Origin of the sequence: Streptomyces sp. NBC_00285 (assembly GCF_036174265.1) — a bacterium.
GTDB lineage: Bacteria > Actinomycetota > Actinomycetes > Streptomycetales > Streptomycetaceae > Streptomyces.
The window spans coordinates 2,684,350-2,702,850 of sequence record NZ_CP108055.1; the positions used below are offsets into that span (position 1 = coordinate 2,684,350).

17 protein-coding genes are annotated in these 18,501 nt (G+C 69.2%); 7 read left to right on the top strand and 10 right to left on the bottom strand.

Features of this window, described 5'->3' with window-relative positions:
* The first annotated feature begins 301 nt into the window (after positions 1–301).
* On the top strand, positions 302–1,114 hold the full coding sequence (locus tag OHT57_RS12295) for an AbfB domain-containing protein (protein ID WP_328746253.1): 813 nt from the start codon (positions 302–304) through the stop codon (positions 1,112–1,114).
* 73 nt (positions 1,115–1,187) lie between these two features.
* Here OHT57_RS12295 and OHT57_RS12300 read toward each other — a convergent pair whose 3' ends face one another.
* The 8 genes from OHT57_RS12300 to OHT57_RS12335 all read right to left on the bottom strand — a co-directional run bounded on the left by OHT57_RS12300 (position 1,188) and on the right by OHT57_RS12335 (position 7,758).
* Positions 1,188–1,523, bottom strand: a complete 336-nt coding sequence (locus OHT57_RS12300; RefSeq protein ID WP_328746255.1) for a metal-sulfur cluster assembly factor — start codon at positions 1,521–1,523, stop codon at positions 1,188–1,190.
* On the bottom strand, positions 1,520–1,987 hold the full coding sequence (sufU, locus tag OHT57_RS12305) for a Fe-S cluster assembly sulfur transfer protein SufU (protein ID WP_044471548.1): 468 nt from the start codon (positions 1,985–1,987) through the stop codon (positions 1,520–1,522). Before sufU ends, OHT57_RS12300 begins: the two co-directional genes overlap by 4 nt.
* 20 nt (positions 1,988–2,007) lie before the next feature.
* Complete coding sequence (locus OHT57_RS12310; RefSeq protein WP_328746259.1) at positions 2,008–3,264, bottom strand: cysteine desulfurase; 1,257 nt, start codon at positions 3,262–3,264, stop codon at positions 2,008–2,010.
* The gene (sufC, locus tag OHT57_RS12315; protein WP_328746261.1) at positions 3,261–4,025 is read right to left on the bottom strand and encodes a Fe-S cluster assembly ATPase SufC; all 765 of its coding nucleotides are present in this window, start codon (positions 4,023–4,025) and stop codon (positions 3,261–3,263) included. The genes OHT57_RS12310 and sufC overlap by 4 nt, the downstream gene beginning before the upstream one ends.
* Before the next feature lie 7 nt (positions 4,026–4,032).
* Positions 4,033–4,353 (bottom strand): non-heme iron oxygenase ferredoxin subunit, encoded by a 321-nt coding sequence (locus tag OHT57_RS12320; protein WP_328746263.1) that lies wholly within the window; start codon positions 4,351–4,353, stop codon positions 4,033–4,035.
* Positions 4,353–5,534, bottom strand: coding sequence for a Fe-S cluster assembly protein SufD (gene sufD / locus OHT57_RS12325; RefSeq protein ID WP_328746265.1), 1,182 nt, complete (start codon positions 5,532–5,534; stop codon positions 4,353–4,355). Before sufD ends, OHT57_RS12320 begins: the two co-directional genes overlap by 1 nt.
* A 62-nt stretch (positions 5,535–5,596) precedes the next feature.
* Positions 5,597–7,018, bottom strand: coding sequence for a Fe-S cluster assembly protein SufB (gene sufB / locus OHT57_RS12330; RefSeq protein WP_328746268.1), 1,422 nt, complete (start codon positions 7,016–7,018; stop codon positions 5,597–5,599).
* Positions 7,015–7,758, bottom strand: a complete 744-nt coding sequence (locus OHT57_RS12335) for a helix-turn-helix transcriptional regulator (RefSeq protein ID WP_328746270.1) — start codon at positions 7,756–7,758, stop codon at positions 7,015–7,017. Before OHT57_RS12335 ends, sufB begins: the two co-directional genes overlap by 4 nt.
* A gap of 161 nt (positions 7,759–7,919) precedes the next feature.
* Here OHT57_RS12335 and OHT57_RS12340 point away from each other — a divergent pair, with 161 nt between their 5' ends.
* The 4 genes from OHT57_RS12340 to OHT57_RS12355 all read left to right on the top strand — a co-directional run bounded on the left by OHT57_RS12340 (position 7,920) and on the right by OHT57_RS12355 (position 12,659).
* The gene (locus tag OHT57_RS12340; RefSeq protein WP_328746272.1) at positions 7,920–8,804 is read left to right on the top strand and encodes an aminoglycoside N(3)-acetyltransferase; all 885 of its coding nucleotides are present in this window, start codon (positions 7,920–7,922) and stop codon (positions 8,802–8,804) included.
* Between the two features lie 11 nt (positions 8,805–8,815).
* The gene (locus OHT57_RS12345) at positions 8,816–9,739 is read left to right on the top strand and encodes an ABC transporter ATP-binding protein (protein ID WP_328746274.1); all 924 of its coding nucleotides are present in this window, start codon (positions 8,816–8,818) and stop codon (positions 9,737–9,739) included.
* The gene (locus OHT57_RS12350) at positions 9,736–10,506 is read left to right on the top strand and encodes an ABC transporter permease (RefSeq protein WP_328746277.1); all 771 of its coding nucleotides are present in this window, start codon (positions 9,736–9,738) and stop codon (positions 10,504–10,506) included. Before OHT57_RS12345 ends, OHT57_RS12350 begins: the two co-directional genes overlap by 4 nt.
* Positions 10,507–10,592: 86 nt before the next feature.
* Positions 10,593–12,659, top strand: a complete 2,067-nt coding sequence (locus OHT57_RS12355) for a glycogen debranching N-terminal domain-containing protein (RefSeq protein WP_328746279.1) — start codon at positions 10,593–10,595, stop codon at positions 12,657–12,659.
* On the opposite strand, the gene OHT57_RS12360 is transcribed toward OHT57_RS12355, so the two are convergent.
* A complete protein-coding gene (locus OHT57_RS12360; protein WP_328746281.1) occupies positions 12,571–13,878 on the bottom strand; it encodes a glycosyltransferase family 4 protein in 1,308 nt (435 codons plus the stop codon). The genes OHT57_RS12355 and OHT57_RS12360 overlap by 89 nt on opposite strands.
* 278 nt (positions 13,879–14,156) lie before the next feature.
* Here OHT57_RS12360 and OHT57_RS12365 point away from each other — a divergent pair, with 278 nt between their 5' ends.
* Positions 14,157–16,736, top strand: a complete 2,580-nt coding sequence (locus OHT57_RS12365) for a tetratricopeptide repeat protein (RefSeq protein ID WP_328746283.1) — start codon at positions 14,157–14,159, stop codon at positions 16,734–16,736.
* A 78-nt stretch (positions 16,737–16,814) separates the two neighbouring features.
* A complete protein-coding gene (locus tag OHT57_RS12370; RefSeq protein ID WP_328746285.1) occupies positions 16,815–17,828 on the top strand; it encodes a COX15/CtaA family protein in 1,014 nt (337 codons plus the stop codon).
* Here the strand turns inward: OHT57_RS12370 and OHT57_RS12375 are convergent.
* On the bottom strand, positions 17,783–18,499 hold the full coding sequence (locus OHT57_RS12375; protein ID WP_328746287.1) for a nucleotidyltransferase domain-containing protein: 717 nt from the start codon (positions 18,497–18,499) through the stop codon (positions 17,783–17,785). The two genes, OHT57_RS12370 and OHT57_RS12375, sit on opposite strands and share 46 nt — an antisense overlap.
* Positions 18,500–18,501 lie beyond the last annotated feature (2 nt).

The window sequence follows — 18,501 nt, forward strand, 5'->3', positions numbered from 1 at the left end:
CCGGGCACACACACCGGTCGTGTGCCGTCCCCGGGACACCTCGCACTGACGTCTGGAGGACGAGGACCCGGCCGTACGGGACAAGCAGGGGCAGACGTGATCACACCGCCACGCCGCCGTCGCCCTCGATGCGGAACTGAAACCCGGCGAGCGGCGAAAGTGGATACCAGCCGGTTCAAAAGGCTGCTCGGGGGCCCCGGTAACCACTAGTGTTCACTCGGAAGCAGCAGTGCTTCACCATTCACATACCGCGCCACCACAGCAGCGGCCGTCGTAGCCCGCCGCGCCGGAGGAACAGCGCATGCCCGAAGAAAAGTCCCGGCCGCCCCAGGATCGCCCCTGGGAGAACGGCTGGACGTTGGACACCGCCCGTACACCCGGCACCAGAAGGCTCTATCTCGCCGGAGCGCTGGCAGTGGTAACGATCGTCACCTGCGTGGCGGCGGTGGTCGCCACGAACAAGGCGATCGACACACCGTCAAAAACCGCGCGGGACGACGGCTCCGGCCTGATCTCCTTCGCCTCGCAGCCCGCGGCCGCCGCCCCGGAGGGCGACAGCGGTCTCTCGTCGGTGTCGCCCAGCCCCCTGGACCCCCGGCAGCAGGGCCCGAGCCCCACCGCAACCGTCACGGTCACCCCGAAGCCACCCAAATCGACGGCCTCCAAGGGCGCTTCGTCGAAGCCGAAGCCTTCCGCGACCTACCGTTCGGTCCGCTCGGTCAACTACCCGCAGCGGTACTGGCACGTGGACGACGGCTACGTGGGCCTGGACTCCGTCAGCGGCTCGGAGTCCCGTGAGGACTCCACCTTCAAGCTGGTCAAGGGCCTCGCCGACGCGTCCTGCTACTCGTTCGTCACGCACGACGGCAAGTACCTCCGTCACCGCAACTTCGTGCTGCGGGCCGAACGCAACGACGGCTCCGGCCTCTTCCCCAAGGACGCCACCTTCTGCCCCCGCGAGGCCGCGTACTCCGGCGCGCAGATGCTGGAGTCGGTCAACTACCCCGGCTACTTCCTCCGCCACGAGAACTTCGTGGTCAAGCTGGAACGCTTCGAGTACAGCCCGCAGTACCTCCAGGACTCGTCGTTCCAGCTGGTGGACGGGCTGGCCTGAGTTCCGTCCGAGCACGGAAAAGCGGCGGCACCCGACAGGTGCCGCCGCTTTTCCGTGAACTGCACGGGGTGTCTCAGACGTTGAACCCGAGCGCCCGAAGCTGCTCCCGGCCGTCGTCCGTGATCTTGTCCGGGCCCCACGGCGGCATCCACACCCAGTTGATGCGGAGTTCGTTGACGATGCCGTCCGTGGCGGACTTGGCCTGGTCCTCGATGACGTCCGTGAGCGGGCAGGCCGCCGACGTCAGGGTCATGTCGATCGTCGCGATGTTGGCGTCGTCGATGTGGATGCCGTAGATCAGGCCGAGGTTGACGACGTCGATGCCCAGTTCGGGGTCGACGACGTCGTACAGCGCCTCGCGGACCTCGTCCTCCGAGGCCGGCTTCATCTCGATCGTTGTCTCGCTCATGCCGTCTTCCTTTCGGCGGCGTCCGAACCCAGAGCCTGGGCCGTCGCGTCCTTCCACGCCATCCAGCTCAGCAGCGCGCACTTCACCCGGGCCGGGTACTTGGAGACACCGGCGAACGCGACCGCGTCCTCCAGCACCTCCTCCATCGCGTCGTCCGGTTCGAGCCTGCCCTTGGACTGCATCAGCTCCAGGAAGGTCTCCTGGATCTTCTGAGCCTCGGACACGTCCTTGCCGACCAGGAGCTCGTTCAGCACGGAGGCCGATGCCTGGCTGATCGAACAGCCCTGGCCCTCGTACGAGACATCGCTGATCGTCGTACCGTCGTACTTCACGCGCAGGGTGATCTCGTCGCCGCACGTCGGGTTGACGTGGTGCACCTCGGCGTCACCGTCCCGCAGACCACGCCCGTGCGGGTGCTTGTAGTGGTCCAGGATGACTTCCTGGTACATCGAATCAAGCTTCATGCGATCGCTCGCCAATCTCCTCAGCCGAAGAAGTTCCGTACGTGCTCCAGTCCGTCGACCAGAGCATCGATCTCGGCCGGCGTGGAGTACAGATAGAACGACGCTCGCGTGGTCGCGGGAATTCCGTACCGCAGGCAGACCGGCCGCGCGCAGTGGTGGCCGACCCGGACCGCGATGCCCTGCTCGTCGAGGACCTGGCCCACGTCGTGCGGGTGGATGTCGCCGAGCGTGAAGGAGATCGCCGCGCCCCGGTCCTCGGCCGTGCTCGGGCCGATGAACCGCAGGTCGGGGACGTTGCCGAGCCGCTTCATCGCATACTCGGTGAGCGCGTGCTCATGGGCGAGGATCTTGTCCATGCCGATCGCGGAGAGGTAGTCGATCGCCGCGCCCAGACCGACCGCCTGTGCGATCGGCGGGGTGCCCGCCTCGAACTTGTGCGGGGCGGGAGCGTACGTCGACGAGTGCATCGACACGGTCTCGATCATCTCGCCGCCACCGAGGAACGGCGGAAGGTCCTCCAGGAGCTCCTGGCGGCCCCACAGCACGCCGATGCCCGTCGGGCCGCACATCTTGTGACCGGTGAAGGCCACGAAGTCGGCTTGGAGGGCCTGTACGTCCAGCGGCATGTGCGGCGCGGCCTGCGAGGCGTCGATGCAGACCAGGGCGCCGACCTGCTGCGCCCGGCGCACTATCGCCTCGACCGGGTTGACCGTGCCCAGGATGTTGGACACCAGCACGAAGGAGACGATCTTCGTCTTCTCCGTGATGATCTCGTCGATGTTGGACAGGTCGAGACGGCCGTCGTCGGTGAGGCCGAACCACTTCAGCTTCGCGCCGGTGCGCTGCGACAGCAGCTGCCACGGCACGATGTTGGAGTGGTGCTCCATCTCCGTGATGACGATCTCGGTCTCGTCGTCCACGCGGTAGGGCTCGTCGGCCCAGCCCAGCATGTTCGCCACGAGGTTGAGCGACTCGGAGGCGTTCTTGGTGAAGATCACCTCGTCGCGGCTCGGCGCGTTGATGAAGGACGCGACCTTGTCGCGCGCTCCCTCGTACAGCGCCGTGGCCTCCTCGGCGAGCACATGCACACCGCGGTGGACGTTGGCGTTGTAGCGCTCGTAGTACTCACTCAGGGCGTCCAGCACCTGGCGCGGCTTCTGCGAGGTCGCCGCGTTGTCCAGGTAGACGAGCTTCCGGTCGTCGTGGACCATGCGGTCCAGGATCGGGAAGTCCTTGCGGATCGCCTCTGTGTCGAGGAGGCCCGGCAGCTGTGTCACTCGGATGCGCCACCCTTCGTGTAAGCCTCGTAGCCCTCGTTCTCCAGCTTGTCGGCGAGCTCGGCACCGCCGGACTCGACGATCCTGCCGCCCGAGAAGACGTGCACGTGGTCGGGCTTGATGTAGCGCAGGATGCGCGTGTAGTGCGTGATCAGCAGGGTGCCGACCTCGCCGGTCTCGCGGACGCGGTTGACGCCCTCGGAGACCACCCGGAGCGCGTCGACGTCGAGGCCGGAGTCGGTCTCGTCGAGGATCGCGATCTTGGGCTTGAGGAGTTCGAGCTGGAGGATCTCGTGGCGCTTCTTCTCACCGCCGGAGAAGCCCTCGTTGACGTTGCGCTCGGCGAAGGCGGGGTCCATGTGGAGCCGCTGCATGGTCTCCTTGACCTCCTTCACCCAGGTGCGCAGCTTGGGGGCCTCGCCGCGGATGGCGGTGGCGGAGGTGCGCAGGAAGTTGGAGACGGAGACGCCGGGGATCTCGACCGGGTACTGCATGGCCAGGAACAGGCCGGCGCGGGCGCGCTCGTCGACGGACATCTCCAGGACGTCCTCGCCGTCGAGGGTGACGGTGCCCTTGGTGATCGTGTACTTCGGGTGACCCGCGAGCGAGTAGGCGAGGGTCGACTTGCCGGAGCCGTTGGGGCCCATGATGGCGTGCGTCTCGCCCTGCTTCACGGTGAGGTCGACGCCCTTGAGGATCTCCTTCGTGGCGTTGTCGGCCTCGACGGTGACGTGCAGGTCGTGGATTTCAAGCGTTGCCATGGGTGCCTCAGGACTCCTGGTTGAGGGAAACGAGAACGTCGTCCCCTTCGATCTTTACGGGGTATACGGGGACGGGGCGCGTCGCGGGAAGACCGGACGGCTTGCCGGTTCTGAGGTCGAACGCGGAGCCGTGCAGCCAGCACTCGATCTGGCAGTCCTCCACCTCGCCCTCGGAGAGCGAGACGTTCGCGTGGGAACAGATGTCGTTGATCGCGAACACCTCTCCCCCGGTACGGACGACCGAGACCGGCGTGCCGTCGAGTTCCACCCGCTTCGGGGTGTCCTCCTCCAGCTCACCGAAGCCGCAGGCGCGGACGAAGGCCGGCATCAGACCGACGCCTCCAGCTCCGCGTCGATCTTCTCGAGCAGCCGCTCCTGGATGTCGGCGACACCGATCTGCTGGACCAGTTCGGCGAAGAAGCCGCGGACCACCAGTCGGCGGGCGTCGTCGGCCGGGATGCCGCGGGCCATCAGGTAGAAGAGCTGCTCGTCGTCGAAGCGGCCGGTCGCACTCGCGTGTCCCGCTCCGACGATCTCGCCGGTCTCGATCTCCAGGTTCGGCACGGAGTCGACGCGGGCGCCGTCGGTCAGCACGAGGTTGCGGTTCATCTCGTACGTGTCGGTGCCCTCGGCGGTGGCCTCGATGAGCACGTCGCCGATCCACACCGCGTGGGCGCCCTCGCCCTGCAGCGCGCCCTTGTAGACGGCGTTGGACTTGCAGTGCGGGACGTTGTGGTCGACCAGGAGGCGGTGCTCCTGGTGCTGGCCGGCGTCCGTGAAGTACAGGCCGAACAGCTCGGCCTCGCCACCGGGCCCGGCGTAGGCCACGCGCGGGTGCAGTCGTACGAGGTCGCCGCCGAAGGTGACGACGAACGACTTGAACGTGGCGTCCCGGCCGATCAGGGCGTTGTGCTGGCCGACGTGCACTGCCTTGTCGTCCCAGTCCTGGACGGAGACGACGGTGAGCTTGGCGCCGTCGCCGACGATGTAGTCGACGTTGGCGGCGAGGACCGCGTCACCGGTGTGGTCGATGACGACGACGGCCTCGGCGAAGGCGCCCAGCTCGATCACCTGGTGGGCGAAGGCGGTGCCGCCCTCGCCGTGCACGGCGATCCGGACGGGCTCGGTGAGGACCGTCTCCTTGGGGACGGTGATCACGCCGGCCTCCTCGAACGCCGAGTACGCCTGGGCGGCGACGCGGTCCACCGGGGTGCCGGCCCTGCCGAGGCGGGCGTCGTCACGGCCGACAGCCTCGACGATGACGCCCTCGGGAGCCTGGACGTCGACCTTCACGCCGTCGCCGGTGGCGATCGCGGTGCCGTCGTGCAGCCCGCGCAGCCGCTCCAGCGGGGTGAACCGCCACTCCTCCTCGCGGCCGTGGGGGACCGGGAAGTCCGCCACGTCGAAGGAGGGGGGCGCGCTCATGCGCGTGGCGACGGTCGACTCGGCGGCAACGGCCACCGCGCCGGCGGTGGTCGACCCCACCGGAATACTCTGAGCCTCAGCCATGGCTGTCGGTCTGCTCTCTTTCCTGCGTCAGAATTCGCTTGCTGCTTTACAGAAGACCGGTATTAACCGACCGCACCTTCCATCTGCAGCTCGATCAGCCGGTTGAGTTCGAGGGCGTACTCCATCGGCAGTTCCTTCGCGATGGGCTCGACGAAGCCGCGCACGATCATGGCCATCGCCTCGAACTCGGTCATGCCCCGGCTCATCAGGTAGAAGAGCTGGTCGTCGCTGACCTTGGAGACGGTCGCCTCGTGGCCCATGGACACGTCGTCCTCGCGGACGTCCACGTAGGGGTACGTGTCGGAGCGGGAGATGGTGTCGACGAGCAGCGCGTCGCACAGCACGTTCGACTTGGAGCCGTGTGCGCCCTCGCCGATCTCGACGAGACCGCGGTAGGAGGTGCGGCCGCCGCCTCGCGCCACCGACTTGGAGACGATGTTGGAGGAGGTGTTCGGCGCCATGTGGACCATCTTGGAGCCGGCGTCCTGGTGCTGGCCCTCGCCCGCGAAGGCGATGGAGAGGGTCTCGCCCTTGGCGTGCTCGCCCATCAGGTAGACGGCCGGGTACTTCATGGTGACCTTGGAGCCGATGTTGCCGTCGATCCACTCCATGGTCGCGCCCTCGTATGCCACGGCGCGCTTGGTGACCAGGTTGTAGACGTTGTTCGACCAGTTCTGGATGGTCGTGTAACGGCAGCGGCCACCCTTCTTCACGATGATCTCGACCACCGCGGAGTGCAGGGAGTCCGACGAGTAGATCGGCGCCGTACAACCCTCGACGTAGTGCACGTAGGCGCCCTCGTCGACGATGATCAGCGTCCGCTCGAACTGGCCCATGTTCTCCGTGTTGATACGGAAGTAGGCCTGGAGCGGAATCTCCACGTGCACGCCCTTCGGCACGTAGATGAAGGAGCCGCCGGACCACACCGCGGTGTTCAGCGACGCGAACTTGTTGTCGCCCACCGGGATGACGGTCCCGAAGTACTCCTTGAAGAGCTCCGGGTGCTCCTTCAGCGCCGTGTCGGTGTCCATGAAGATGACACCCTGCGCCTCAAGCTCTTCGTTGATCTGGTGGTAGACGACCTCGGACTCGTACTGGGCCGCGACACCGGCGACGAGGCGCTGCTTCTCCGCCTCGGGGATGCCGAGCTTGTCGTACGTGTTCTTGATGTCCTCGGGCAGGTCCTCCCAGGACTCCGCCTGCTTCTCCGTGGAGCGCACGAAGTACTTGATGTTGTCGAAGTCGATGCCGGAGAGGTCCGAGCCCCAGTTGGGCATGGGCTTCTTCTCAAAAAGACGCAGGCCCTTGAGGCGGAGCTTGGTCATCCACTCCGGCTCGGACTTCTTTGCGGAGATGTCCTTGACGACGTCCTCGTTGATACCGCGCTTCGCAGAGGCGCCGGCGGTGTCGGAGTCGGCCCAGCCGTATTCGTACGTGCCCAGGCCCTCGAGCTCAGGGTGGGCGGTCTCCGTGGGGAGAGTCATGCGGGGTTCCTCCCGGCCGTGCTTGCAGATGCGTTATGGGTGTTCTTGGAAATCTTGGGGATGAACGTGGTGCAGACGCCGTCACCGTGGGCGATGGTCGCGAGCCGCTGGACGTGCGTCCCGAGCAGCTGCGAGAAGATCTCCGTCTCGGCATCGCACAGCTGCGGGAACTTCTCCGCGACATGGGCCACCGGACAGTGGTGCTGGCAGAGCTGCTCGCCGACCGGTGCGCTGCGCGCCGTAGCAGCGTACCCGTCCGCGCTCAGCGCCCTGGCCAGGGCTTCGGTGCGCTCCTCGGGGGCGGCGGCCTCGACGGCCTCGCGGTACCCGGCGGCCTGCTCGGCGATTCGCGCGCGGGCGAAGGCGACGACCGCCTCGTCCCCGCCGAACCGTTCCTGGATCCAGCGCAGGGCGTCCGCGGCGAGCTTGTCGTAGGACTGGTCGAAGGCGTCCCGGCCGCAGTCGGTGAGCGCGAAGACCTTGGCGGGGCGGCCACGCGTCCGCGCGCCGTACACCCGCTGCTCGCGTGCCTCCACGACGTCGTCGGCCACCAGCGCGTCCAGATGGCGTCGTACGGCCGCGTGTGTCAGGCCCAGCCGTCCGGCCAGCTCGGCGACGGTCGAGGGGCCGAGGTCCAGGATGGATCGCGCGACGCGGTTGCGGGTGGACCGCTCACCGGTCGCGAGCTCCTCCTGTGGGGCCCCCGTGGGGGTCGCCCGAGCCTCGCCGACGTTTTTCACAACACCATTGTTGCGTAATTCCTCAGGACCAGGCAAGCCGCACCCCGTCCGCCGGACGGTGCCATGCATCACTTAGGTATTCCTAACCTGACCTGCGGGAACGATCTTTGATCGATCAAAGCGGTGGTTTTTCGGCGGCCGGTCGGGGACACTCCCGAAGCATGCCGAAACCACCTCCCACCGGCCCTCTTGTCACCCGCGGCAGCATCGCGGCGGAGCTGCGCGAACTGGGTGTCCGCAGCGGCGAGACCCTGCTCGTGCACTCCTCCCTCAGCTCCCTCGGCTGGGTCTGCGGAGGACCCGTCGCGGTGGTCCAGGGCCTGCTCGACATCCTGGCCCCGGACGGCACGCTCGTGGTCCCCACCCAGACCGGCGAACTCTCGGACCCGGCCCTGTGGAGCAACCCTCCGGTGCCCGAGGACTGGTGGGACACGATCCGCAGGGCCATGCCCGCCTACGACCCCCTCGTCACGCCCTCCCGCGGCGTCGGCGTGATCCCGGAGACCGTCCGCACCTGGCCCGGTGCCCTGCGCAGCGCGCACCCGCAGACCTCCTTCGCGGCGATCGGCGCCCGCGCCCACGAGGTCGTCGACGGCCACGCCCACGACTGCCGCCTGGGCGAGCACAGCCCGCTCGCCCGTCTGGAGGCGATGCACGCACGCGTGCTGCTCCTCGGCGCGGGCTACGACACGTGCACGAGCTTCCATCTCGCCGAGTACCGCGTCCCGACCCCACTGGTGCGGGTCGGCCGCCCGGGAGCGGCCGGCTGGGAGGTGGTGACGGAGGTGTCGATCACCTCCGACCGCTTCGACGAACTGGGCTACGACTTCGAGCGGGACCGGCGGTCCGTCGTCGTACGGGGAAAGGTGGGCGCGGCCGACGTACGACTGTTCCCGGTGGCGGACGCGGTGCGGTACGCGCAGCGGTGGCTGACGCTGCACCGCTCGCGGGAGGACGTGCTCGGGTACGCCCGGGGCGGGGACCCCGGCGGGGACCCGGGTGGAGATCCTGCACCCGGCCGTCTGCGGCGCGGACGGCGAACCTAGACTCGGGTCCCATGCGAAGTGAGCCCGTGGTCCAGGTCCACGCCCTGGTGAAGCGGTACGGCACGAAAACCGCCGTGGACGGCCTCGACCTGGTGGCCCGGGCGGGCGTGACCGCCGTACTCGGGCCCAACGGCGCGGGCAAGACGACGACCGTCGAGACCTGCGAGGGATACCGCACGCCGGACTCCGGCACGGTCCGCGTCCTGGGCCTCGACCCGGTGCGCCAGGCTCGCGAGCTGCACCCCCGGATCGGGGTGATGCTCCAGTCCGGCGGCGTGTACTCCAGTGCCCGCGCCGACGAGATGCTGCGGCACGTGGCCCGGCTGCACGCGCACCCGCTGGACGTGGACGCGCTGATCGAGCGACTGGGCCTGGGCGACTGCGGCAGGACGACGTACCGCCGCCTCTCCGGCGGCCAGCAGCAGCGCCTGGCGCTGGCCATGGCGGTCGTGGGCCGCCCGGAGCTGGTGTTCCTGGACGAGCCGACCGCCGGCCTCGACCCCCAGGCCCGCCACGCCACCTGGGACCTGGTCCGCGACCTTCGCGCGGACGGCGTCTCGGTCATCCTCACCACGCACTACATGGACGAGGCCGAGCGGCTCGCCGACGACGTGGCGATCATCGACGGCGGCCGGGTCATCGCCCAGGGCACCCCGGAGGAGCTGTGCCGCGGCGGCGCGGAGAACACCCTGCGCTTCATGGGCCGCCCGGGCCTGGACGTGGGGTCCCTGCTCAAGGCGCTCCCGGCGGACTGCACAGCGGTCGAGCTGACCCCCGGCTCCTACCGGGTCGGCGGCAAGGTCGACCCGCAGCTGCTCGCGACGGTGACGTCGTGGTGTGCGCAGCACGGGGTGATGCCGGAGCGGATCTCGGTCGAACGGCACACGCTGGAAGACGTATTCCTGGAACTGACGGGTAAGGAGCTGCGCACGTGACGGCCACCGGTCTCCACACGCCGAAGCCGGGCGCGGCACCCCTGGGACGCATGATCGCGACCCAGGCCGCCCTGGAGACGAAGATGCTGCTGCGCAACGGCGAGCAGCTCCTGTTGACGGTGGTGATCCCGACCCTGCTCCTGGTCCTCTTCAGCTCGGTGGACATCGTCGACACGGGCACGGGCAGGTCGGTGGACTTCCTCACCCCCGGCATCCTCGCCCTCGCGGTCATGTCCACGGCGTTCACGGGTCAGGCCATCGCCACGGGCTTCGAACGCCGCTACGGCGTGCTGAAGCGCCTGGCGTCCTCCCCGCTCCCCCGCTGGGGTCTGATGACGGCGAAGACGGCGTCGGTCCTGGTCACGGAGATCCTGCAGGTGGCGCTGCTGACGGTGATCGCCCTCGCCCTGGGCTGGAACCCGCACGGCAACCCCCTCGCAGTCCTCCTGCTCCTCATCCTGGGCACGGCGGCCTTCTCCGGCCTCGGCCTGCTGATGGCGGGCACCCTGAAGGCGGAGGCCACGCTGGCCGCCGCCAACCTGGTGTTCCTGCTCCTGCTGGTCGGCGGCGGAGTCATCGTCCCCCTGGACAAGTTCCCCCAGGGCGCCCAGGACGTCCTCGGCCTGCTGCCGATCTCGGCCCTCTCGGACGGCCTGCGGGACGTGCTGCAGCACGGGGCCGGAACGCCGTGGGGGGATCTGGGAATCCTGGCGGTGTGGGGGGTTGTGGGGCTGGCGTTGGCCGGGAAGTTCTTCCGCTGGGAGTGACGTTCGCGGAGAGCGGGAAGAGACGCACAATGTTCGAGTCCGCGGATTCGTCGAGTGTGCGAGCACTACAACCTCTGCTGCACGACGTGGTGATCTGCGTCGCGGCCCCGTCCTTCGCCGCCTCACCACGGGACGGACAACTGCGTGGCGTGCGCGCGGACGGGTTCTACGGTCACGACCGCAGGCTTCTGCACACCGCGTGCCTGCTGGTGGACGGCCGGGAACCCGAGCCGATCGGGCTGCAACCACTGGGCCCCGACCGGGTGCGGTTCAGCTCCGTCCACCGCTATGCCGGGGCCCGCACGGACGACCCCACCGTGATCATCGAGCGGGTACGCACCGCGGGTGAGGGCGAGACCGTCCTCCTGCGCAACGTCGGCGTCACGACCCGCCGATTACGCGTCGAGCTCGCCCTCGCCACCGACCTCGCCGACATCGCCGCCGTCAAGCGCGGCGATCCGCAGACCGCCATACGCTGCACGGTCGTTCAGGACGCGACCGGCCTGGAATGGCGGACGGACACGGCCCGCTCCGAAGTCCGCGCCACGGGCGACGGCGCGCTGCCGGAGGTCACCGACGGCCCGGAAGGCGGCACCTTCGCATGGCCCCGGATGCTGCTCAGACCCGGCGAGAGCCGGCGGATCGGGCTCACCGTCGCCGGCGGAGCAGTTCCCGCCCCGCCCGGTCACCCCGAAGCCCCACGCTCCGCGGCGCCCTGGACCGAGCCCGTCGTGCAGGGGGACCGGCGACTGGTCGAGTTGGTGCGCCACGGCCTCGGTGACCTGCGCGCGCTGCGCCTGGCGGATCCCGACCGCACGGACCCGGAGGACCAGTTCATCGCGGCGGGGTGCCCGTGGTACCTGACACTTTTCGGCCGCGATTCGATCTGGTCGGCGCGGATGATGCTGCCCCTGGGCACGGACCTGGCCCGCGGCACCCTGTGGGCGCTGGCCCGCCGACAGGGCACGGCGCACGACGTGTTCCGGGAGGAGGCACCGGGCCGCATCCTGCACGAACTGCGCCCGGCCGATGCCGAACACGGCCACGGACTGCGCCTGCCGTCCCGCTACTACGGCTCGGTCGACGCGACCCCGCTGTTCGTGTCCCTCCTGGTCGATGCCTGGCACTGGGGGCTGCCGGACGCGGAGACGGACGCCTTGCTGCCGTACGCGGAACGGGCCATGGACTGGGTCGTGGAGACGAGCAACGACGACGACGACGGCTTCCTGCGCTACTACCCGCGAGCCGGAGGGCTGCGTCACCAGTCGTGGAAGGACAGCGAGGACGCGGTCCGGGACGCGGCAGGCCGCCGTATCGAGCCGCCGTTGGCGCTGTGCGAGGTGCAGGGATACGCCTACGAGGCGGCGACCGGCTTGGCCGGACTGCTGTCGTCCCGAGGCCGCGTCGAGGCCTCCGAGCGGCTGCGCACCTGGGCGGCGTCCCTGCGCAAACGCTTCGCCGACGCCTTCTGGTTACCGTCCCCGCAGGGCCCGGCCGCCCGCTACGTGGCCATCGCCGTCGGCCGGGGCCGGAAGCCGGTCAGCGGTCCCGCGTCCAACATGGGCCAGTTGCTGTCCACGGGCATCCTGGACGCGGACGGCTGCCAGGACGTGGCGGCCTGGCTGGCCGCGAGCGAGCTGAACTCCGGCTGGGGGCTGCGCAGCCGCTCCGCGGCCCTGGGCGGCTACAACCCGATGAGCTACCACGGCGGTTCGGTCTGGACCCATGACACGGCGATAGCGATCCACGGACTGTGCACAGCCGGCTGCCACACCGAGGCCTACGCGCTCACGGACGGCCTCCTGGACGCGGCGACACGTTTCGAGTACCGGATGCCGGAACTCTACGGCGGCGACCACCGCACCCCCGGCTCACCCGCGCCCCTGGCGTATCCCGCCGCCTGCCGCCCACAGGGCTGGTCGGCCGCCTCCGGAGTGGCGCTCCTCTCCGCCCTGCTCGGGCTGCACCCCGACGCCTCGGACCGGACACTGCGGCTCCGTCCGATGCCGGCAGAACTTCTCGGACCGATGTCGGTCATGGGGGTACGGCTGGCCGGGGCGACGCTCAAGATCGGGACGACCCGCTCGGGCGGGGTGAAGGTGACTGGGCTGCCCGCCGGCTGGGAGCACCCCACCGATCCACCGCACGGGTGAGGAGGTCCCGCGGCCACCTTCGGCGCGGAGCGACCCTGAGCGCGTCGGCGTACGCGCCGATCAGCGGGGGCAGGCGTCGGTGTTCGAGGTCGAAGTCCTCCCGCACCCGCTTGCGCGCGGCGAGGCCGACGTCTCTGGCCAGGCCCGGGCTGCGCAGCAGACGGACAATGCAGTCCGCGAGGCCGTCGACATCCCCGGGAGCGACCAGGAATCCCGACACATCGTGCTCCCCGATGCCCTCCGCGAGGCCACCCACCTCGGTGGCGATCACCGGGCGCGCGGCGCACATCGCCTCCAGTGCGGCAAGCCCCATGGGTTCGGCGAACAGGGACGGACAGACCACCACCCGCGCCCGGGAGTACAGGTCGACCATGCCGTCCACGCCTGCCCGCTCAAAACGCACTCGATCAGGCTCCGGAAGAAATTTCACCCATTCCTGCACGGAATCACGGAATCCGACTTTCTCGCCATGGAAATCGATCGAGTCCGGGGCGTCCATGAGAACCAGATACGGCCGGACCGGCAGATCCTCCTTGATGACCTTGGCCATGGCTTTCACCGCCATCTCCGCACCCTTGTCAGGAATGAGACGAGCCGGCAGAAGAATGACGGCCTCGTCGTTCTCCGGCGGATCGACAAGTTCCGGAACCTGCAGATAGGGCTCGGTGTCGATGCCGAGGTACATCGGCTTCGCACAGGTCACGCCCAGCACATCCGCGCAGGCTTGCCGGAGGAATTCGGAGACCGCGAAGTGCACGTCGAAGCGACTGCACGGCCGGGCCAGCCGAACGCTCTCGGTCTCTCTCCAGATGCTGTGGTAGGTATGCATCAGCACCAGCCCCAGCGAGTCCCGCAGCTCGAGCAGCGCCTCCGCCGGAGCCGACGAGAAATGGTGCAGATTGTGGCCGTGCACCAACTGGATCTCCCGCTCGGACAATTCCGCGCGGAACCAATCCCGCAGGGCCTGCCGCTCCGCACTGTCCCCCGTGGCCCGGGACAGATCGAGCCCCGGGTGCCGCAGCACCTCGACCCCCTCTCCCGGAGGCGTCCTCGCGTCGGGCGTCCCTGTGAACACCGTCACCCGGTGCCCCTGCCGGGCCAGCAGCCGGGAGCAGTTCCACAGATAGGACTCGACCCCGCCGACCGTGGGCGGAAACGCCCAGTGGACCAGGGCGATGTCCAGCCCTTTCGGGGTCCGTGAACCGCTCTCCTGTCGCACTGCCGCCTCCGGGCGCCCTCGCCACCGTGCTCGGGCCGGACCCGGTAAACGGCAGAACAAACTTTCGCGAGCCGGGATCGTATTGCACGGCGCGGCTCGCCGTTCGCCTCTTTAACGAATCGGTTGCTCACCGGTTGCGAAGAAGGGAAGAAGGGGAAACTGAAGATTAGATGACATTCACTCTCAAACGCGAGTGTGTGCTCGCGGTGGGCAGAGCGACTTCGGGGGGTCGCATGCGGTCATGGGTGGTCACGTTATCCGCTGGTACGGGGGCCGGGGTGGCCGCCTTTCTCAGCGTCGCCGCCAAGACGGTCGACTCCGATCAACCACTGCTGTGGGTGCTGACCGCCGGCGCCGCCATGCTCGTCGGCCTGACAGCGGGTGTGGCGCATGCGCACAAGAAGTCCGACGACGCAGCGCCGGAACCGATCGGCACAGAGCAAGGACCACCCAACAACCTTCCCATGCTCAGCATGTACTTCACAGGCCGCGCGGTGGAGAAGGAACGGATCGTGAACGTCCTGAAGGGCCCTGCCAGAGGACGTCGGGACAAGAACGAACGGCCCGTCCCGCGCCTGTGCGTGCTCTACGGCGCGACCGGCGCCGGCAAGTCGCAACTCGCCGTGTCCTACGCCCACGACGAGCTGAGCCGGCACACCCTGACGTGGTGGCTCAACGCCTCCCGGCCCGACACCCTGCGCACCGAACTCCTGGAGTTCGCGCAGTATGTGGGCATCCCGGACCAAGAGAGCAAGAACGTCGTCCTGATGAACCTGTGGAGCCGGCTGCGCGAGCAGCGGGGCTGGCTGCTCGTCTACGACGGATGGCCTACGTACGACGACTCGATGCGCAGTCTGCTGCCCTCCGAGGGTGACGGCGAAGTACTCATCACCACCCAGCAGCACCAGGGCTGGGCGGGCCTGAGTTCGGGCCCGATCGAACTGAGGGCCTTCCCCGAGAAGGAAGGTGTCGAGTTCCTACGGCGCCGGTTCGGCATCACGTCCGAGCAGCTCACGGACGAGGACCACAGGGCACTGACCGAACTCGGTCACCAGCTGGGCTGGTTGCCGCTGGCCCTCGACCAGGCGGCGGCCTACATAGCGCAGGCCGAGATCACCGTGGCCGAGTATCTGCGCGACCTGCCGGGCGGCGCCGCGGTCGAGGGCACCTTCCGGCTCTCCATCGCCCGGGTCTCGGAGGCCTCGCCCGCCGCCGTCGACCTGCTGCGGCTGTGCGCGTTCCTGGCGTCGGAGGACGTCCGACGGACGACACTCACCCAGCACCGGTCCGTCCTCCCCGCCCGTCTGCGCACCATCATGGACGATCCCGTCACCTTCACCCGGGAGGTGCTGCTGCTGGTGGATCACTCCTTGCTGACCCGCAGCGGCGACTGGCGCAAGGGATCGGCCGCCTACGGCATGCACCCACGGGTCCAGACACTGATCCATGACGGGCTGAGCCTGTCCGAGCGTCTGGAGTGGTCCCAGGCGGCGGTCCGTCTTGTGGAGGCCTGCTTCCCCACGACCCCGGACCTGCTGGCCGCCCGGCCCCTGTGCGAAAGGCTGATGTCGCACGTCGAGGCCGTCATCGACAAGCTGGCCTGGGGTGACGACGCGGACGGCGGGCTCGGCGCCTCCCAGGACCCCGAGGCGCTGGCCCGGCTGCTGCACCGGGTGGGCACATATCAGGAGCACCGCTGCGACTGGGTGCGGGCCCTGGACTTCTTCGAGCAGGAGGCCGAACTGCGCGAGTTCGGAGACGACCACGAACTCGCCCGCGCCACCGCCAGGTACGCCGTGGCTCGCCAGCACTACCTGCTCGCGGCACTGGACGCCGCCGAGCGGGAGTGCCGTCGGGCGCTGGATCTGTGCGAGGCTCACGAGGAAGAGGCCTTCCTGCGCTTACGAGCCCAGTGCCAGCGACAGCTGGGCGGCATCATGCGCGAGTACAACCGCTTCCCGGAGGCCCTGGAAGCCGTGCAGACGGCGGTGAAGATCTACGAGGGGCAGGTCTGGCGGGAGGAGAGCCTCGACTGGGCCGTCGCCGAGCAGGAGATCGGACTGATCCATCGCAACGCGGGCCAGCTCGCCCAGGCCGTCGTCCACTACGAGCGCGCCAAGGAGAGGATCCCCAGCCGCGGGAACCAGGAACCGCCGGAGTACACGCTCTTCCGCGCCATGCTGCAGCGCGATCTCGGCATCGTCGCCCAGGACCGCGGGCAGCTCGAACCGGCGGAGGAACAGCTCAACACAGCGCTGGAGATGTTCGGGGCGCACCGGGGGCCGGAGGACTTCGAGACCGCGCAGGTAGCCAAGTTCCTGGCCGACGTGCTGCGTCGGCGCGGCGAGCAGCACCGGGAGGCGGCGCGACGCACCCTGCAGCCCCTGCGCCGCGTCGATCTGCTGCGCCGGGCCGGTTCGGAGCTGGCACGCGCCGACGCGATTCTCGGTCCGGTGGTGGAGCTCCACAGCAAGCGCAGCGAGGCCGAGGAGCACAAGTACGCGGCATGCCTCAACAAGCTGGGCTCGCTGCGGCTCGCACAGGGGCGGATCCCAGAGGCGAGACGAACGCTCGAGCAGGCCGAGACCATCTATCGACGCGCCTACGGCGAGCATCACTACTACCGCGCCAAGTCGCTGACCCGGCTCGGACCGGTGCTGCGCGCCGAGGGCCGCGGCGCGGAGGCCGAGCGGGTGCTCGGGGACGCGGGGGGCATCTTCCGTACCGCGCTCGGCGGCGACCACCCCGTTCTGATGGCCGTGTACGAACACCTGGCCGACTGCGTCGCGGACCGCGGCGACCAGCATGAAGCCGACCGGCTCAGGGCCGAGGCGGACCGCATCCGTCAGTCCCTGTGACCGACCCCTCAGGCCGCGCCGCACCGAAACGGCGACCCTCGTGAAACCGTGCACAAGCGTCCCCCCTACGATGGGCGGGTGCCAAACGTGACCCGCGCCGACGCCGTAGCGGCCGTCCGCAACCCGCTCGCCTTCATCGCCGCACGCTGGACCCCGACCCCTCGGACGGTTCAGCGGGCGGCTCTCGCCGCGCTCGTCATGGCGGTGGTCATCGTGGTCACCGGCGGTGCGGTGCGCCTGACCGGGTCCGGGCTCGGCTGCCCGACCTGGCCCACGTGCACCGACGACTCGCTGACCACGACCCGCGCGATGGGCTTCCACGGCGCCATCGAGTTCGGCAACCGGATGCTGACGTACGTGCTGTGTGCCGCCGTCGGGTGGGCGATCATCGCGGCGCGTTCCGAGAAGCCGTACCGGCGCAGCCTGACGCGGCTGGGCTGGGCGCAGTTCTGGATCGTGATGAGCAACGCGATCCTCGGCGGCATCGTCGTGCTGGTCGGGCTCAACCCGTACACCGTCGCCGCCCACTTCGTCGCCACGACGGCCCTGATCACGGTCGCCGCGGTGATGTGGCAGCGCACCCGCGAGGGCGACGAGGCTCCCCGCCCGCTGGTCGGCAAGCCGGTGCAGCAGCTGGTGTGGTTCCTGGTCGCCGCCGCCGCCCTGCTGATCCTCGTCGGCACGGTCGTGACCGGCGCCGGACCGCACGCCGGCGACTCCAGCGAGGTCGAGCGGATGCCGCTGGACTGGGAGACCGTGAGCAAGGTGCATGCGGTGCTGGCCTGGATCGTGGTGTCTCTGACCTTCGCCCTGTGGTTCATCCTCAAGGCGGTCGACGCCCCGAAGAACCCCCTGGACCGCACCCGCGACCTCTTCCTGGTCCTGCTCTCGCAGGGCGTCATCGGCTACGTCCAGTACTTCACCGACCTCCCCGAGTTCCTGGTCGGCCTGCACATGCTCGGCTCGGCCCTGGTGTGGATCGCGGTGCTCCGGGTGCTGCTGGCCCTGCGCGAGCGGGACGGGGGCGAGCTGCCCGATGTACCCGCTCAGCCGTACGCCGCCACGAGCCCGTCGATCGCCGGGCCCAGGTAGCTCCGGGTCCGCGCGGCCCTGTCCTCGACGGTGGGCACAGGATCGCCGTAGCGGCGCCCCCGGATGTCCTCCACTACCTCTATGGGCGCCCCGAGCCCGGGCAGCAGTTCCAACGCCTCACGCTTGGAGATCAGCCGGCCCTCGCGCAGGGTCACGGTCGCTCGGGCGAACGTCAGCAGTCCCAGGTCGACCCACACATCCCGTGTCCACAGCTCGGCGTTGTCGAGGGTCGGGCGCCAGAAGTCGCGCTGGTCGCGGATCACGAAGTCGGCCAGTTCCCGGTCCGTCACCGACGGCAGCAGGTCCGTCGGCGGCTTCCCGTGCAGGACGCGCCCGAAGGTGTGCAGCTCACGCCGAGTCACCGGGCTCACCGGCCGCTTGAACAGTTCCGAGTGCGCCCAGGTGAGGTGAGTGCGATCGATATCGGCGGAAGGCGTCAGGTACGTGCAGTGCAGCTGCCCGGCCAGCGGCTCGGCCCGCAGCCGGGCGTGCAGCTTGGCCAGCCGCCACACCGTACGGGGTGTGATCGAGGGGAGTACGGCAATCAGGTCCAGGTCGCTGCGGCCCTCCTGGTAGTCGCCGCCCGCCAGCGAGCCGTGGGCCCAGACGGCGACGGGGGCAAGCGGGGCCAGTCCGCTGAGGAAGCGGTCCAGTAACACCTCTGTCTGCATCC

Coding starts and splice junctions, on each gene's coding strand:
- OHT57_RS12345 (WP_328746274.1), top strand. CDS start 8,816: ATGCGAAGTGAGCCCGTGGTCCAGGTCCACGCCCTGGTGAAGCGGTAC.
- sufB (WP_328746268.1), bottom strand. CDS start 7,018: ATGACTCTCCCCACGGAGACCGCCCACCCTGAGCTCGAGGGCCTGGGC.
- sufU (WP_044471548.1), bottom strand. CDS start 1,987: ATGAAGCTTGATTCGATGTACCAGGAAGTCATCCTGGACCACTACAAG.
- OHT57_RS12295 (WP_328746253.1), top strand. CDS start 302: ATGCCCGAAGAAAAGTCCCGGCCGCCCCAGGATCGCCCCTGGGAGAAC.
- OHT57_RS12300 (WP_328746255.1), bottom strand. CDS start 1,523: ATGAGCGAGACAACGATCGAGATGAAGCCGGCCTCGGAGGACGAGGTC.
- OHT57_RS12375 (WP_328746287.1), bottom strand. CDS start 18,499: ATGCAGACAGAGGTGTTACTGGACCGCTTCCTCAGCGGACTGGCCCCG.
- sufD (WP_328746265.1), bottom strand. CDS start 5,534: ATGGCTGAGGCTCAGAGTATTCCGGTGGGGTCGACCACCGCCGGCGCG.
- OHT57_RS12320 (WP_328746263.1), bottom strand. CDS start 4,353: ATGCCGGCCTTCGTCCGCGCCTGCGGCTTCGGTGAGCTGGAGGAGGAC.
- OHT57_RS12340 (WP_328746272.1), top strand. CDS start 7,920: ATGCCGAAACCACCTCCCACCGGCCCTCTTGTCACCCGCGGCAGCATC.
- sufC (WP_328746261.1), bottom strand. CDS start 4,025: ATGGCAACGCTTGAAATCCACGACCTGCACGTCACCGTCGAGGCCGAC.